This is a genomic window from Rhizobium sp. C104 (assembly GCF_022354505.1).
GTDB classification, from domain to species: Bacteria; Pseudomonadota; Alphaproteobacteria; order Rhizobiales; family Rhizobiaceae; genus Rhizobium; species Rhizobium redzepovicii.
This window is the reverse complement of record NZ_CP092355.1, coordinates 95,001-107,560: the sequence shown is the minus strand read 5'-3', so window position 1 is coordinate 107,560 and position 12,560 is coordinate 95,001. Positions and strand designations below refer to the sequence as shown.

Annotated in this window: 11 protein-coding genes and 2 pseudogenes; 1 reads left to right on the top strand and 12 read right to left on the bottom strand. The window is 59.3% G+C overall.

The annotated features are described in order from the left end of the window. Positions 1-8: 8 nt before the first annotated feature. The 9 genes and pseudogenes from MF410_RS35060 to MF410_RS35020 form a co-directional block, all read right to left on the bottom strand. Entirely contained in the window at positions 9-989 is a 981-nt protein-coding gene (locus MF410_RS35060; protein ID WP_003591637.1) for a GHMP kinase, read from the bottom strand. After that, complete coding sequence (locus tag MF410_RS35055) at positions 986-2,935, bottom strand: HAD-IIIA family hydrolase (protein ID WP_222134910.1); 1,950 nt, start codon at positions 2,933-2,935, stop codon at positions 986-988. Before MF410_RS35055 ends, MF410_RS35060 begins: the two co-directional genes overlap by 4 nt. Continuing rightward, positions 2,925-3,866, bottom strand: a complete 942-nt coding sequence (locus tag MF410_RS35050; protein WP_222134911.1) for an SDR family NAD(P)-dependent oxidoreductase — start codon at positions 3,864-3,866, stop codon at positions 2,925-2,927. Before MF410_RS35050 ends, MF410_RS35055 begins: the two co-directional genes overlap by 11 nt. A 32-nt stretch (positions 3,867-3,898) precedes the next feature. Further along, positions 3,899-4,858 (bottom strand): lysylphosphatidylglycerol synthase transmembrane domain-containing protein, encoded by a 960-nt coding sequence (locus MF410_RS35045; protein ID WP_222134912.1) that lies wholly within the window; start codon positions 4,856-4,858, stop codon positions 3,899-3,901. Continuing rightward, a complete protein-coding gene (locus tag MF410_RS35040) occupies positions 4,855-6,825 on the bottom strand; it encodes a hypothetical protein (protein WP_222134913.1) in 1,971 nt (656 codons plus the stop codon). The genes MF410_RS35045 and MF410_RS35040 overlap by 4 nt, the downstream gene beginning before the upstream one ends. 20 nt (positions 6,826-6,845) lie before the next feature. Next, positions 6,846-8,084 carry a glycosyltransferase family 2 protein gene (locus MF410_RS35035; RefSeq protein WP_131711278.1) on the bottom strand — a complete coding sequence of 413 codons (1,239 nt, stop codon included), beginning with the start codon at positions 8,082-8,084 and terminating at the stop codon, positions 6,846-6,848. Between the two features lie 17 nt (positions 8,085-8,101). Beyond that, the gene (locus MF410_RS35030; RefSeq protein ID WP_239621440.1) at positions 8,102-8,728 is read right to left on the bottom strand and encodes an SIS domain-containing protein; all 627 of its coding nucleotides are present in this window, start codon (positions 8,726-8,728) and stop codon (positions 8,102-8,104) included. A gap of 207 nt (positions 8,729-8,935) precedes the next feature. Further along, on the bottom strand, positions 8,936-9,292 hold the full coding sequence (locus MF410_RS35025; protein WP_222134914.1) for a RidA family protein: 357 nt from the start codon (positions 9,290-9,292) through the stop codon (positions 8,936-8,938). A gap of 16 nt (positions 9,293-9,308) precedes the next feature. Next, positions 9,309-9,467: pseudogene (locus MF410_RS35020) on the bottom strand (ABC transporter permease); the annotation flags it as partial. A gap of 12 nt (positions 9,468-9,479) precedes the next feature. Here MF410_RS35020 and MF410_RS35015 point away from each other — a divergent pair. Continuing rightward, a pseudogene (locus MF410_RS35015) lies at positions 9,480-9,791 on the top strand (UDP-galactopyranose mutase); the annotation flags it as partial. Between the two features lie 35 nt (positions 9,792-9,826). Here MF410_RS35015 and ugpC read toward each other — a convergent pair. The 3 genes from ugpC to MF410_RS35000 are packed head-to-tail and all read right to left on the bottom strand — an operon-like array spanning position 9,827 to position 12,510. Next, entirely contained in the window at positions 9,827-10,804 is a 978-nt protein-coding gene (ugpC, locus tag MF410_RS35010; RefSeq protein WP_131711275.1) for a sn-glycerol-3-phosphate ABC transporter ATP-binding protein UgpC, read from the bottom strand. A gap of 3 nt (positions 10,805-10,807) precedes the next feature. Then, positions 10,808-11,635: a carbohydrate ABC transporter permease gene (locus MF410_RS35005; RefSeq protein WP_097626279.1), complete on the bottom strand. Its 828-nt coding sequence runs from the start codon at positions 11,633-11,635 to the stop codon at positions 10,808-10,810. Further along, the gene (locus tag MF410_RS35000) at positions 11,632-12,510 is read right to left on the bottom strand and encodes a sugar ABC transporter permease (RefSeq protein ID WP_131711274.1); all 879 of its coding nucleotides are present in this window, start codon (positions 12,508-12,510) and stop codon (positions 11,632-11,634) included. Before MF410_RS35000 ends, MF410_RS35005 begins: the two co-directional genes overlap by 4 nt. Between the last annotated feature and the right edge of the window lie 50 nt (positions 12,511-12,560).

The window sequence follows — 12,560 nt, the reverse complement described above, 5'->3', positions numbered from 1 at the left end:
CACACCCTCTACTGCGCAAAGGCGATACGCGCGCCGCTCCAGTCGAAACGAAACTCGATTTCCTTGAGCTGCGACAGCGCCTGGCGCACTTTTTCCTGGCGGTCTTTCGGGCAATAGAGGACGAGGAAGCCCCCTCCGCCAGCACCTGCCAGCTTGCCGCCGATGGCGCCGGCAGCACGGGCCGCATCGTAAAACTCGTCGATCGCGCTGTTGGTGATCTTCGAGGTCAGCGACCTTTTCATCATCCATCCGCGATGAAGCGCTTCGCCGAAGGCGCCGAGATCCCCGCTCATCAGGATGTCGCGCATTTCGTAAGCCAGTTGCACCATGCGCTCGACGGTCCGAAATTTTTCCTCGTCCGCCTCCATGGCCTGCACCTGCGTCGACAGCACAGAGCGCGTATCGCGCTGGCTTCCGGTGAAAAACAACAGGATGTTGCTCTCAAGCTCTGCCATCTTTTCAGAGCTGAGGACGACGGGCTGTACGTTCACGCTGCCGTTGGAATTGAATTCGATGAAGTTCAAGCCGCCATGAGCGGCTGCATATTGGTCCTGTTTGCCAATCGGCTCCTTGAGGATATCGATTTCGAGTTTGCAGGCTTCTTCCGCCAACTGGTCCTTGGAGGCAAAACGCGACCTGTGAGCATAGAGCGCGTTGATCAGTGCCACGGAAAAGGAGCTGGAGGATCCGAGACCCGTTCCGGAGGGAATGTCGGCGACGGAAGCGACCTCGATGCCGGGCTCGACGCGATGCATCCGAAGTGCCTCGCGCAACAGCGGATGCGCAATCTCCTCAAGCGTCTCGGCAAGTTCGGTACGCGTATATTTCAGATGATATTTGTTTTCATTGAAATAGTTGTGCACGATCACGAAGCTGTATTTGGCTATCGCACAGGACAGTACCGCGCCCGCCTGACGGCGGTAGTAGGACGCTATGTCCGAGCCGCCGCCGGCGAAGCTGACCCGAAAAGGTGCGGATGAAACGATCAAAGGATTGCCTCCTCGAGATTGATGACGATATCGGCCGATTTGCGCTGCAGATCGATCCTCGGCCACTCTTCCTGAATTCGCGACTGCCAGAGCGCTTCGGCGGCAACTGGCGTAAGGCCTTTCCAGGCGTAGAACGTGTGAAAGCGGTTCAGCAGGCTCTGCTGAGATGCTTCGACGAAGACGGACATGTCGACCTGTTCTCGGATCGACGCATGTCCGGCAAAGATGCCGTCCATGAGGATGACCTCGGCATCGCGGGCGTCATAGGCGGTGGTACCCCTAAGCCGGCCGCGGCTTGCCGCGTCATAGCCGGGTGCCTTAACCTGCCCGGAGCGGCGCAGCATGCTGACGATCTCGGGATAGAGCTCCACTCTGCTGCGCTCTTCCGCATTCATGTCGGGGCGGCGATGTTCGAGCGGCAGTATCCAGCGGTCGAGTTCAAGTCTCAGCACCCTCCGCCCTGTTTCCGAGAGCATGCGTTGAACGGCATGCGCAAACGTACTTTTCCCGGAGCGGGAACGGCCGCATATGCTGATGAGCAACGGACCGGCCGTAGATGAAAGCCGTTCATCAATCGCACCGGACAGAGCCTTGCCGATCTCTTGGTAGCCGCATTGGAAACGGACCGCGTCATAGACCGTGTCGAAGACAAGATCGGCATGCGGAATCTCTGTTTCGACGGTGGGATAGCTCTTTTCGTCCCGCAGGCCATAGCCTGTCCGAACGCCGTAGGACCAGATGCCCGCCTTGCGGCCAGCACCGATGTCGCGCAGGCTGTCGCCGATGATGATGGATTTCGATTTTTCGACAGGCAGTTCCGACATGGCCTGGCGGATCATCAGATCGCCCGGCTTCCGGCAGGCACAATCGATCTTGAGCGCGGCGACTTCGTTGGGAAATCCTTTGCCCGGATGATGCGGACAAAAATAAATGCGATCCAGGACGCCGCCATCTTCGGCAAGCTCGGCCTCGAGGCGACCGAGAACATGATCCAGCCCGGTTTCATCAAGAAAGCCTTTGGCGACCTGCGGTCTGTTCGTGACCGCAATCGTCAGGAAGCCCGCCTCACGGGCGAGCCGCACGGCTTCGCCTGCCCGGTCGATCAGCTTCACCTGGTCCGGATGGATGACGCCATGGCCGCCGACATCTTCGTTGAGCACGCCGTCGCAATCGAAGAAAACCGCGGGCCTTCGCACCGACAGATGCGCCGCATGAACCCGTTCCTGCCGGAGGTCCTCCTCGGCGGCAGCATGCCGGTTCGGCGACCCGGTATCCTTTATATATTCCGGCGTGTCATAAATCGCGACCGGAACGGACCGTTCGAGGAGGCGGGGAATGACGTCGTGGATCATATCCGCCGTTTGCGCCGGCACGAGCGCCTGGAAAAACTGCTCGGAGGCAACATACAAACCGGCCGGCACCAGATTGCGCCAATCCGCATCGCGCGGCGTTTTGCGGGGCAAGAGGCGCTGGAGATAACCGCTCTTCTGGACGACGAGATCGGATGTGCGGGGATGATCGTTGGGATGGGCGATGATGGTCAGAGCGGCGGGAAATTGCTGACGATGACGCGTCAGCGCCGATAGATCGATATCGAAAAGCATGTCGCCGTAGACGATCAGGACGTCGCCGGCCGTCATGTCCAATGTCGTCAGGCAGCCCGCCGTGCCGAGCGGAGATTTCTCGACGAAGACCTCGATCCTGATGCCGAGTTTTTCAGCTTCCGGACCGAGGGCGGGCTCGAGCTGGCTGCCGAGGTGGCCACCAAGCACGCGCACATGCTGAATACCTTCGCGGGCCAGGATGCGGATCTGCCGCAAGATGATCGGCACGCCGGCAAGCGGCAGAAGCGCCTTCGGGATAGCATCGCCCGTCATGCTGCGCGCGCGCGTTCCAAGGCCACCGGCAATAATGATCGCCTGGCGGATCGCGTCCTCAGAAGCCATTCGCCAGAATCCGTTCGACGGCAAGTTCAACGGCTTCTGTCGATTTCCGCTTCGGAGACCAGCCCAACGTTCCCAGCCGGCTTATGTCGTAGCTGAAGCGCGGCACGTCGCCCAGCCAGCCGCGGTCCTCGCTTCCATATTCGATGGCAGCTCCGGCCGCGACCTTGGAGACCACGATTTCGGCGATATCCCGGACCGACGTCTCGCCGATGCCGCTGGCGTGAAATACCTCATAGGGGCCGGGCGCCTTGTCCCAGGCCAGGAGAATCGCGTCCACCAGGTCGCCGACATAGAGATAGGGCTTCGTCTGCCTTCCGTTGCCGAGCACCTGAAGTCTCGTCGGATCGGCTTTCAACCTGTTGATGAAGTCGTAGATTGCCCCGTGGGTTGAGCGCTCCCCCACCACATTGGGAAAGCGCAGCACCAGCGTCTTGATGCCGAATGACAGAGCATAGACGGACAGATAGGCCTCCGCAGCAAGCTTGCTGGCGCCATAGAGCGAGATCGGCCGCAGGGGGCCGTGGTTCTCGTGGATGTTTCCTTCGGCTTCGCCGAAAACCGCAGAAGTGCTGGCAAAGAAAAGCCTGCCGACACCGTGCTTGCGCATGATGGCAAGCAGCGTCGTCGTCGTAAGCTGGTTCAGCTGCAGATCCAGTTCCGTATTGGTATTGCCCGCGGCAATATCGGAATTGGCGGCGAGATGGAAAACAGCATCAGGACGATCTGTCGCAAAGAGTTGATCCATGCCCTCCCGATCGAGCATATCAAGCTTCTGGAAGCGAAAATCCGTCCGGCCCTGGAGATGATCTATATTGCGCATCCGGCCGAGGTGAAGATTGTCGATCGCGGTTACCCGATAGCCCAAGGCCAAAAGGCGATCGCAGAGATGGCTGCCGATAAATCCGGCCCCTCCCGTTACCAAGGCATGCATGTCGGCAGCTCCATATGATCTGTTAAGGCTCATCAGAGCGCTTTGATCTTTCCCGAATGGGGACGCGAAAGGACGAATACACCACCGGCCAAGCCGACCACAAGCTGCAACAGGCCGAAAACCACCGATAGCGTTGCGGCGTCCGTCGTGCCGATGCCGAATACGGCAAGCGAAATGACCATGCCGCCTTCCCGCAGCCCCCATCCTCCGACAGAAATGGGAACCATGGCGATCAAAAGCACTGGCGGGAAAGCGGCTGCGGCCTGACCCCAATCGAGCGGGAGGCCAAGTCCGAGAACGAGGATCTCAAGCGAGACGACACTCAAACCGTGAATGACGAGGGTCAATAGAGATATTCCGAGCATTCCCCGGTGGGTGAGAAAAGCACCCAGCGCGTCGCTCAGCGCGTGCAGCTTTTCCGGAAGAAGCCGAACGAAGAGATGGCGACGCCAGCAGAACACCAGGGCCGATGCGATGGTTCCCGCGACGGCAAGGGCCGTGAGTTCGGTGAGATAGGGGATTGGGAAGTCGTGCCCGTAAAACGCCCGCATGATGATCAGACCGATGAGCGCAACGACCGCCAACCCGAACAGGGTGAGGATACGGTCCATGACGACGCCGAGCGTGGCTTCCTGGATCGTCAGGCCGTATTTGAGGGCGCCGAAAATGCGTGCGGCATCGCCTGGAATGGGACTTGGAAGAGCCTGATTGTAAAAGAGGCTTTGCATGAACAGTTTCATGGCGCCTGATATTTTCAGCCTCTGCCCGATCATCTCCGCTAGAAGGCACCACCGCCAGGCCGAAAGCAGGGCCTGCAGGAGAAGAAGGAAGATGCTGACGCAGATGGTCGTCGCCGACAGGGTCCGGACCGCGGCCCAGCCTTCTGCGAAATCGACCTTACGCGCGATCCATATGACGAGGCCAAGCGCCACGGCCACTTTCAGAACCGGTATGCCGATGCGAAGGAATGCTCGGGAGGATGGAGTCGTCACGATGCCCGATCCGCGTCAAAACGGTAGAGCTTCCAGCCGAACCGATCCGTCAAGATCAGCGAGGCGCGGGGCATCATGTGGGCTATGACGCTGTTGGCCAGCATTATTTTGTCTTCTCCTATGCGTTCTGCGAGGAACGCGCTGCCAGCATCCGGGGGAAGGATGAAGTAACCTATATGATTATCCCGGATGAAAGCATCGATATCCGACCCCGGTCTGGGCAGCACATAGCGTGGCAATTGCCAACCGCCATCGCGGCCATCGTTATAAGCCGTCGACAATAATGTGTTGGCGGTGTCGAAAGGCTGAAAAACGGTCCGCAGGTCATGCTCCGCGATGTAGCGATACATGAAATAGGCTTCGCGGTGGCTCTCCATATATTTGTCGACACTGATCATCCCGAGCACGACGTCGAGGTCTTTCGCCTTGCCGGGATCCATGTCGCTGCCGCCCACGCGGTACCACTGCGACAGCCAGAGTCCCCCGGCCAGCACGCCTAAGATCACCGGGCTGGCGATCATGCATGCCGGCGAAGAGGCGATTTTCGTAATTGGGGCCATCCGCGGCAGAACTTGCCGGTCGAGCCATTGATCCAGCCGTTCCCGAACCAGGGAGGCGCCGATAAACCCGGTCGAAAAGAACAGCAGATAGGCTGGCGTCGCCCACCGGATGTGATTGAACATAACGGTGTACCATATCACAAACATGGCAGCGGTAATCGCTGCGAGAAATGCGATGCGCCGAAAGGCCACGGCAAGACCGGCCAGGATCAAAGCGAGAGCGACGAAAGCATTCGGCTTGCCGGCCAGGAACCAGCTGTAAAGGATATGGAGGAAGTCGCGCCAACCTTGCAGAGTTGCGAGGTTCGTTACGAAATGTCGGTTAGCGGGATCGAAGGCCCGGCCCAATTCGAGCATGTAGTCCGCCATCCAGGCGTCGGTGAGGCCCGGATGACCGAACATGAAAGGATAGATCGGATTGCCGAGAACGATCAGGTTTTTCGCATACCAGTAGCCCGCGACTGCAAGGAATGCGCAAAGGCATGACAAAAAGAGCGGCAGCGATACCCTTCCCTTGAGAAGCATTGGCATCAGCGCCAGCCCTATCAGGCAAACCATTTGCAGTTCCGTATATTTCCCTCCGACCGCTCCCCCCAGCACGAGCGCACAATGAAAAAGCTCCCCCGGACGCCGGGTTTCCAGATAACGCCACAGGAAAAGCACAGCGGCGACTGAGAAACACGACCGTGCCAGATCCGTCATCGGTTCGCCGACACTTCCCCTGAAGAAGGGGATGCTGAGCATCAGAGCGGCCACCAGGAAAAAACCGCATGCCCGCCAACGACTGGCGCAGCTTGAAAGCAGGAACAGAAATCCGAAGAAAATTGCGACATTCATGATCGCCGCACCGGTCCAGTGACCGCTGACCATCATGACGAGCGCAAACAGCAGATTAAAGAAGAGCGGAATATTGCCGTAGAAGGGATGGTCGATCTGCGGCGACACAAAGCCGCTGTGTTCGATGATACTGTTTGCGAGCGGGATGTGGAAAACCCAGACGTCGGCAATGCCGGATGGAAACAGGGCCATAACGCTCCACACATAGCAAAGTACAGTGCATGTGAGTGCTGCAAGCACCGGAACCGGGTTTCCGGATCTCGTTTCAGCGGCAATTTTACGAAACAGCGAACCGAGGTCGTAGAGAACGGCGACGAGATCGCGCCACCGCCAAATCATCGAGACAGCGACGATCGGGAGAACGATCTCCCATCGCAGCCCATGGAACGCCCCAAGGACGGTGGCCGCGCCCCCGGCGATCGCCAGAGCCGGCAGAATACCGCTGAGCAGAAAGTCGGTGCCGTCTCGAAAGGGTTGATCGCAACGTTGGTTGAGCGAGGCAACGATGCCTCTGTCGATCACGAGGCCCCATAATATTATGGCGAGAACCGTGCACCAGCCTACGATCATGATCGACCCTTTCGTGGCTCCTATCCCGCGAGAGGAGGCGTAGGCTTTTTGACGGGCAGCATGACCCCAAGGGCTCTTATCATCAGCCCTGATATAAAGATCTGAAACGCGGTAATGATGAGCCAGAGCCCGAAGACGGCCCAGTTGGTCTCGATGCCGATCTCAGGCAGCAGGTATCCGTTCCCGACATAGGAATCGAAGAGCGGAACCGCCAGAAAAACGCCGGCCAGAACGGCGACCACTGATCCCCAGATGGTTGCATTGTAAGGCAGGAGCCGCTCGAAACGGCTCTGCACATGTCCTGAATAGTCGAAAATCACCCGACCGATTGCCGCCGAAACCAGCATTGATTGGCCAAGGACGGCCAGGGCCATGGCAAACAGCATGGCATTGGACGAAAACCGCACACCGCCAATAGACATCGGCCCGGCGAGCAGCGGCAGCATGATTATCAGGCCGAGGGCCAGAAGCAGGAATCCCGGCCAGATGAGAAAAAAATCAAACCCGTAGACGAACATTGCCTGCAGATTGCGCCAGCCTGCGCGCCACGGCTCCATCCAGCCCCGCCGCTTCATGTGGCTTAGCCGGCCTTCCGGATCCTTCAGGAAGTGGATTGGCACCTCTGTGGTCGGAAGCTCCATATGCACGGACTTCAGCACCATCTCCGACGCATATTCCCATCCTTGCGATCGAAGGTCCATGCGAAGCAAGGCATCGACGCTGATGCCCCGCATGCCGCAATGGATGTCGGAAAAGCGGCTGCTGAACATCCGATTGAGGATCCACGTGGTCAGCGGCGTTCCGAAATAGCGATGCAGCGGCGGCATCGCTTTGTCTTCGATCGAGCCCTTGAACCGTGAGCCCATCACGAAGTCGAAGCCCTTCCGGAAGGCTTCGATAAACGGCGCTATTTGCCGAAAATCATAGGTGCAATCCGCATCACCCATGATGATGAACTTGCCGCGCACGTATGGAATGGCATCGATGTAAGCTCTGCCCAAACCGCGCTTCGGTGTCCGCAATACGCGGGCTCCTCTGTCACGGGCGATTTCCGGGGTTCGATCGGTGGAGCTGTCGACGATAAGGATCTCCACAGCCGCACCGCTTGCCGCAATACCCTCGCGGCACCAGTCGACGAAGGTTCCGATCGTCAATTCCTCATTGAGAGAGGGAACGAGGATCGTCACTTCGGGGTTGGCGACGTCATCGTCGGGCGTCAGAAGCGTCAATTCCGGATCGTGGATGCGGGGAAAATTCATGCGCGTGAAACGGCTCTTCAGGAAAGGGTAGGCGGAACAAGTCCGCAGGAAAAATCCAATACGGCATGGCATATCGCCAGATGGGCGATCTCCACATAACCATATTGATCGGACGCCACATAAAAGTTCAGGTCACCCAGATCGCGCAGCGGATTGCCCGGAGCGAAGCCGCTCAGGGTCATCACGGCGCAGCCCTTGTCGCGTGCGGTCCGGACGGCCTTGGTAATGCTTTCCGATCTTCCGGAGCTGCTGATTGCCACCAGCAGGTCACCTTCATTGGCGTGCATATCGATCTGCTTTGCGAAGACGTTCTGATAGCCGAGGTCGTTCGACAGGCAGGTCAGCGTCGCGCCGTCGTTCATCGCCATCGCGCGCAGCCCACCGTTTTTCGAGTAGTCCGTCGCCATGTGGCTGGCAATTGCCGCGCTGCCGCCGTTGCCGATGAACATGATCTTTCGGCCGGCATCGTGTGTGGCACGGGCCAATTGCATGGACTCCGTCACCGCCGCCGCATAATCCAACGGCTTTCCGGCTGACCGCGTGGCGGTCGTATTCACCAGAGCATGGCGGAGAAAAGTGAAGTAGCGATCCAGATCGCCGGTTGTGACACCGAGCCCCGAAGACCTGTTCTCATGATCTGACATGCTCGTCCAGTCCCTCCGCCTTGGAAATTGGGGCGTCCTTAAAGTGTAAATGGTACAAAGGCAAGTTGCTCGCCCGCTCTTTTAAGGGTTGTCGGCAAGTGTCACGGCTTTGCAACCAACGGCCTCACGCCGCTTTCAGCGCTCGCACGGGTCATGCCATACCGGGTGGGCGAGGGGTTGGCGGTCGTTTCCAGCAAGGACCGACCGTCAGTTCCCGATTGCGGCGATCATGCCGATCTCCACGGAAAATTCCGGCGCGGCGAGCCTCGCTTCGACGGTGGCGCGCGCCGGCGCGTGGCCGGACGGCACCCAGGTGTCCCAGACGGCGTTCATCTCTTCGAACTTGGACATATCCGCAAGCCATATCGTCGCGCTGAGGATTCGTGTCGAATTGCTGCCCACGCCCTCCAGAAGCCGCGTGATCCGCGCCAGGATGTCGGTCGTCCGCTCGCGGACGGAGGCATGAGGCGCATCAATCGCGACCTGGTCTGCGAGGAAGACGAAGCCGCCATAGGTCACGGCCTGGCTCATCCGCTTTCCGGTTTCGTAGCGCTCGATCTGCATGCTCAAACTCCTTGAGTTAGTCTCTGTGCGCGATCTTCTGGCGTTCGGCGCGTCGCTGCAGCCATTGGATCGTGGCGAGAAACAGCGTCGAAAACAGGATGAGGAGGGTGGCGACGGCAGCGATCGTCGGACTCAGCGTTTCCCGCACGCCGCTCCACATCTGGCGCGGCAGGGTTTCGGTACCCACACGCGTCTGACGGAACATAAGCATCTGTCTCCATGGGAGGTCCATTCCTGCTCGGTCTGTTATCGAGAGTTCTCCAGGGCCTGTGGCCCGGACGACATTCCCTACTATCCGATCCGCCTGATGGAAGAGAAGACGCAGCTTGCCCAATATGTAGCAAGATCCCTGCGGGAGACCTCCGTCACCTTTGTCGGTGGGCTCGGGACATACCGCTATCTCGACATGGACGTAACCATCCGCGAGGCGCTGGACACGGTCCGGCTATATCTATCCGCCGGGGCCGAGATGCCGGCATTCCTGCATCGGCCGCTCTAGCTATTTTACTCTCCTCGAGGGGCTTGGTCTTACCTTCAAAACCGATGCTCCGATCCATCGACCGGATTTGCCCAGACCGTCATGCCAGGTGCAAACGGCGTCTCGCCTTCGGCGCGCACGACCATTTCTCCTAAATCGGGAACGTCGAGGTAGAGGATCGCGTCGGCGCCGAGCCGTTCCACATGCCGGATCGTGCCCTGCCATTGTCCGGCATCTTCCGAGAGTTTGATATGTTCCGGGCGCACGCCGTAGGTCGTGCAGTTGAATCGCCGCGCCGTCTCGCCGCCGTAGAGGTTCATCTTCGGGCTGCCGATGAAGCCGGCGACGAAGGGTGTGGCGGGATTGCGGTAGAGTTCCATCGGGCTGCCGATCTGCTCGACCGCCCCGCCGTTCAGGACGACGATCTTGTCGGCCATCGTCATGGCTTCGACCTGATCGTGGGTGACATAGATCATCGTCGATTTCAGCCGAGCGTGGAGATCGGCGATCTCGAGGCGCATCTGGGCTCTCAGCGAAGCGTCGAGATTGGAGAGCGGCTCGTCGAAGAGGAAGACCTTGGGGTCGCGCACGATCGCGCGGCCGATGGCGACGCGCTGCCTCTGGCCGCCGGAGAGCGCCTTCGGCTTTCTCTGCAGGAGATGGGTGAGCTGCAGCGTTTCGGCGGCTGCGTTGACCCTGGCTGTGATTTCCGCCTTCGGACGGCGGGCGAGCGAAAGTCCGAAGCCGATATTCTCGGCAACCGTCATATGCGGGTAGAGCGCATAGCTCTGGAACACCATGGCGATGCCGCGCTCGGAGGGTTCGGCATGGGTCACATCCTTGCCGCCGATCGTCAGTACGCCCGACGTCGTCTCCTCCAGGCCGGCGATGATGCGCAGCAGCGTCGATTTTCCGCATCCCGACGGGCCGACGAAAACGACGAACTCGCCGGAGGCGACCTCCAGATCGATGCCCTTGATGACCTCGAGGGCGCCGAAGCTCTTGCGGACCTTTTTCAGAGTGAGCTCAGCCATCTTCTAGCCTTTGACCGCGCCTGATGTCATGCCCGCGACGATCTGCCGGTTGAAGAAGATGAAGACGATCAGCGGGGGGATCGTCACGAGCAGGATATTCATGAAGAGCAGGTTGTACTGGCTCGTATACATGCTCTGGAAATTATAAAGCGTCAGCTGCACCGTCACGTTCTCCTTGCCGGGAAGGTAATAAAGCGGGTTGGTGAAATCGTTGAAGATCGCGATCGACTGCACGACGATATTGGTTACCGTCACCGGTTTCAGAAGCGGCAAGATGACCCTGAAGAAGATCTGCCGCGGCTTGGCGCCGTCGATCAGCGCCGCTTCGTCGAGATCGCGCGGTATGGTCGAGATGAACGACCGGTAGAGCAAGATCGAAAAGGACAGATTATAGGCGACCTGGATCAGGATCATTCCGGTCATGGTCTTGAAGAGACCGATCTCCTGCAAAAGGCCGATGGTCGGCACGACCGCCGGCGGCATCATCAGACCCATGAACAGCGCAACCGAAGCCACCTTGTTCCAGACGGTCCTGCGGCGCTGCATCACATATCCGACCATCGCCGATAGCAGGAGCAGGATGCTGACAGAGACGACGGTGATCAGAGTGGAGTTGAAATAGGCGAGCGCGAGCTGGTAGTCGCGAGCCTTGAAGACGGCGATCAGATTGTCCCAGAACAGCCACTGCCCGGGCAATTCGAAATCGAGGCGGGAGGCTTCGGATTTCGATTTGACCGCCTGAAGAGCGACGAAAACGAAGGGCATTACGAAGATCACGGCCGCGACGGCCAGGGCGATCGCGCCGGTCACGTAAGGGCGGACGCTTCTCATTCTTCGACCTCGCGCCGGTTGAACCACAGGGAGATGGGCAGGATGATCCCGGCGATCAGTGCAAACAGGATGACGTTTCCGGCGGTCGACAGCCCATAAAAACCGGCCTGGTACTGCTTGTAGATGACCGAGGCGATCACATCCGAGGAGAAACCGGGCCCGCCGCGCGTCATCGCCCATATCAGGTCGAACGAACGAAGCCCGCCGATCAGCGACAATGTCACTACGACGATAGTGGCGGGACGCACGAGCGGCAGGGTGATCCGGAAAAATTGCTGAAGCCGTGTCGCGCCGTCGATTCTCGCCGCCTCGTAATAATCGGGGCTGATCGCAGCGAGGCCGGCGATGAAGATCAGGGTCGCAAGGCCGACACCCTTCCAGACATCGACCAGGGCCACCGAAAAAAGCGCGAGCGCCGGATTGGTGAGCCATCCCGGCCCCGGAATGCCGAGCGCTTCGAGCGTGACATTGATGATGCCCCTGGTCGGATGCATCATCACCGTGAAGGTGATGCCGATGCCGATCGTCGACACAAGGACGGGAAAGAAGACCAGCGTGCGCAGGAAGCCGCGAGCGAAAATATTGCTGGTCAGCAGCACGGCGAGCAGCAGACCGCAGACCGTCTTCAGGCCCGACGTGGTCACGGCGTAGATCAGCGTATTGACGAGCCCCTTGACCAGGAAGGGTTCGGAAAAGAACTGCCGAAAGTTTTCGAGCCCGATGAATTCTGCCGTCGAAAGATCCCAGCGCGTCAGGCTGAACCAGAGAGACGATACCGTCGGAAAAAGAAACAGCACGCCGTAAATGATGGCGGCGGGAATGAAAAACCACAGCGGATAGGGCGATTTGCGCGCCGGGCGGCGTGTCTCGGTCATGGCTCCCTCTTCCCTCGGGCGGAGCCTCGCTTTTTAGAAACGAGGCGCCA

Coding starts and splice junctions, on each gene's coding strand:
- MF410_RS35035 (WP_131711278.1), bottom strand. CDS start 8,084: ATGAATTTTCCCCGCATCCACGATCCGGAATTGACGCTTCTGACGCCC.
- MF410_RS35030 (WP_239621440.1), bottom strand. CDS start 8,728: ATGTCAGATCATGAGAACAGGTCTTCGGGGCTCGGTGTCACAACCGGC.
- MF410_RS35005 (WP_097626279.1), bottom strand. CDS start 11,635: ATGAGAAGCGTCCGCCCTTACGTGACCGGCGCGATCGCCCTGGCCGTC.
- MF410_RS35000 (WP_131711274.1), bottom strand. CDS start 12,510: ATGACCGAGACACGCCGCCCGGCGCGCAAATCGCCCTATCCGCTGTGG.
- MF410_RS35025 (WP_222134914.1), bottom strand. CDS start 9,292: ATGCAGATCGAGCGCTACGAAACCGGAAAGCGGATGAGCCAGGCCGTG.
- ugpC (WP_131711275.1), bottom strand. CDS start 10,804: ATGGCTGAGCTCACTCTGAAAAAGGTCCGCAAGAGCTTCGGCGCCCTC.
- MF410_RS35055 (WP_222134910.1), bottom strand. CDS start 2,935: ATGGCTTCTGAGGACGCGATCCGCCAGGCGATCATTATTGCCGGTGGC.
- MF410_RS35040 (WP_222134913.1), bottom strand. CDS start 6,825: ATGATCGTAGGCTGGTGCACGGTTCTCGCCATAATATTATGGGGCCTC.
- MF410_RS35050 (WP_222134911.1), bottom strand. CDS start 3,866: ATGCATGCCTTGGTAACGGGAGGGGCCGGATTTATCGGCAGCCATCTC.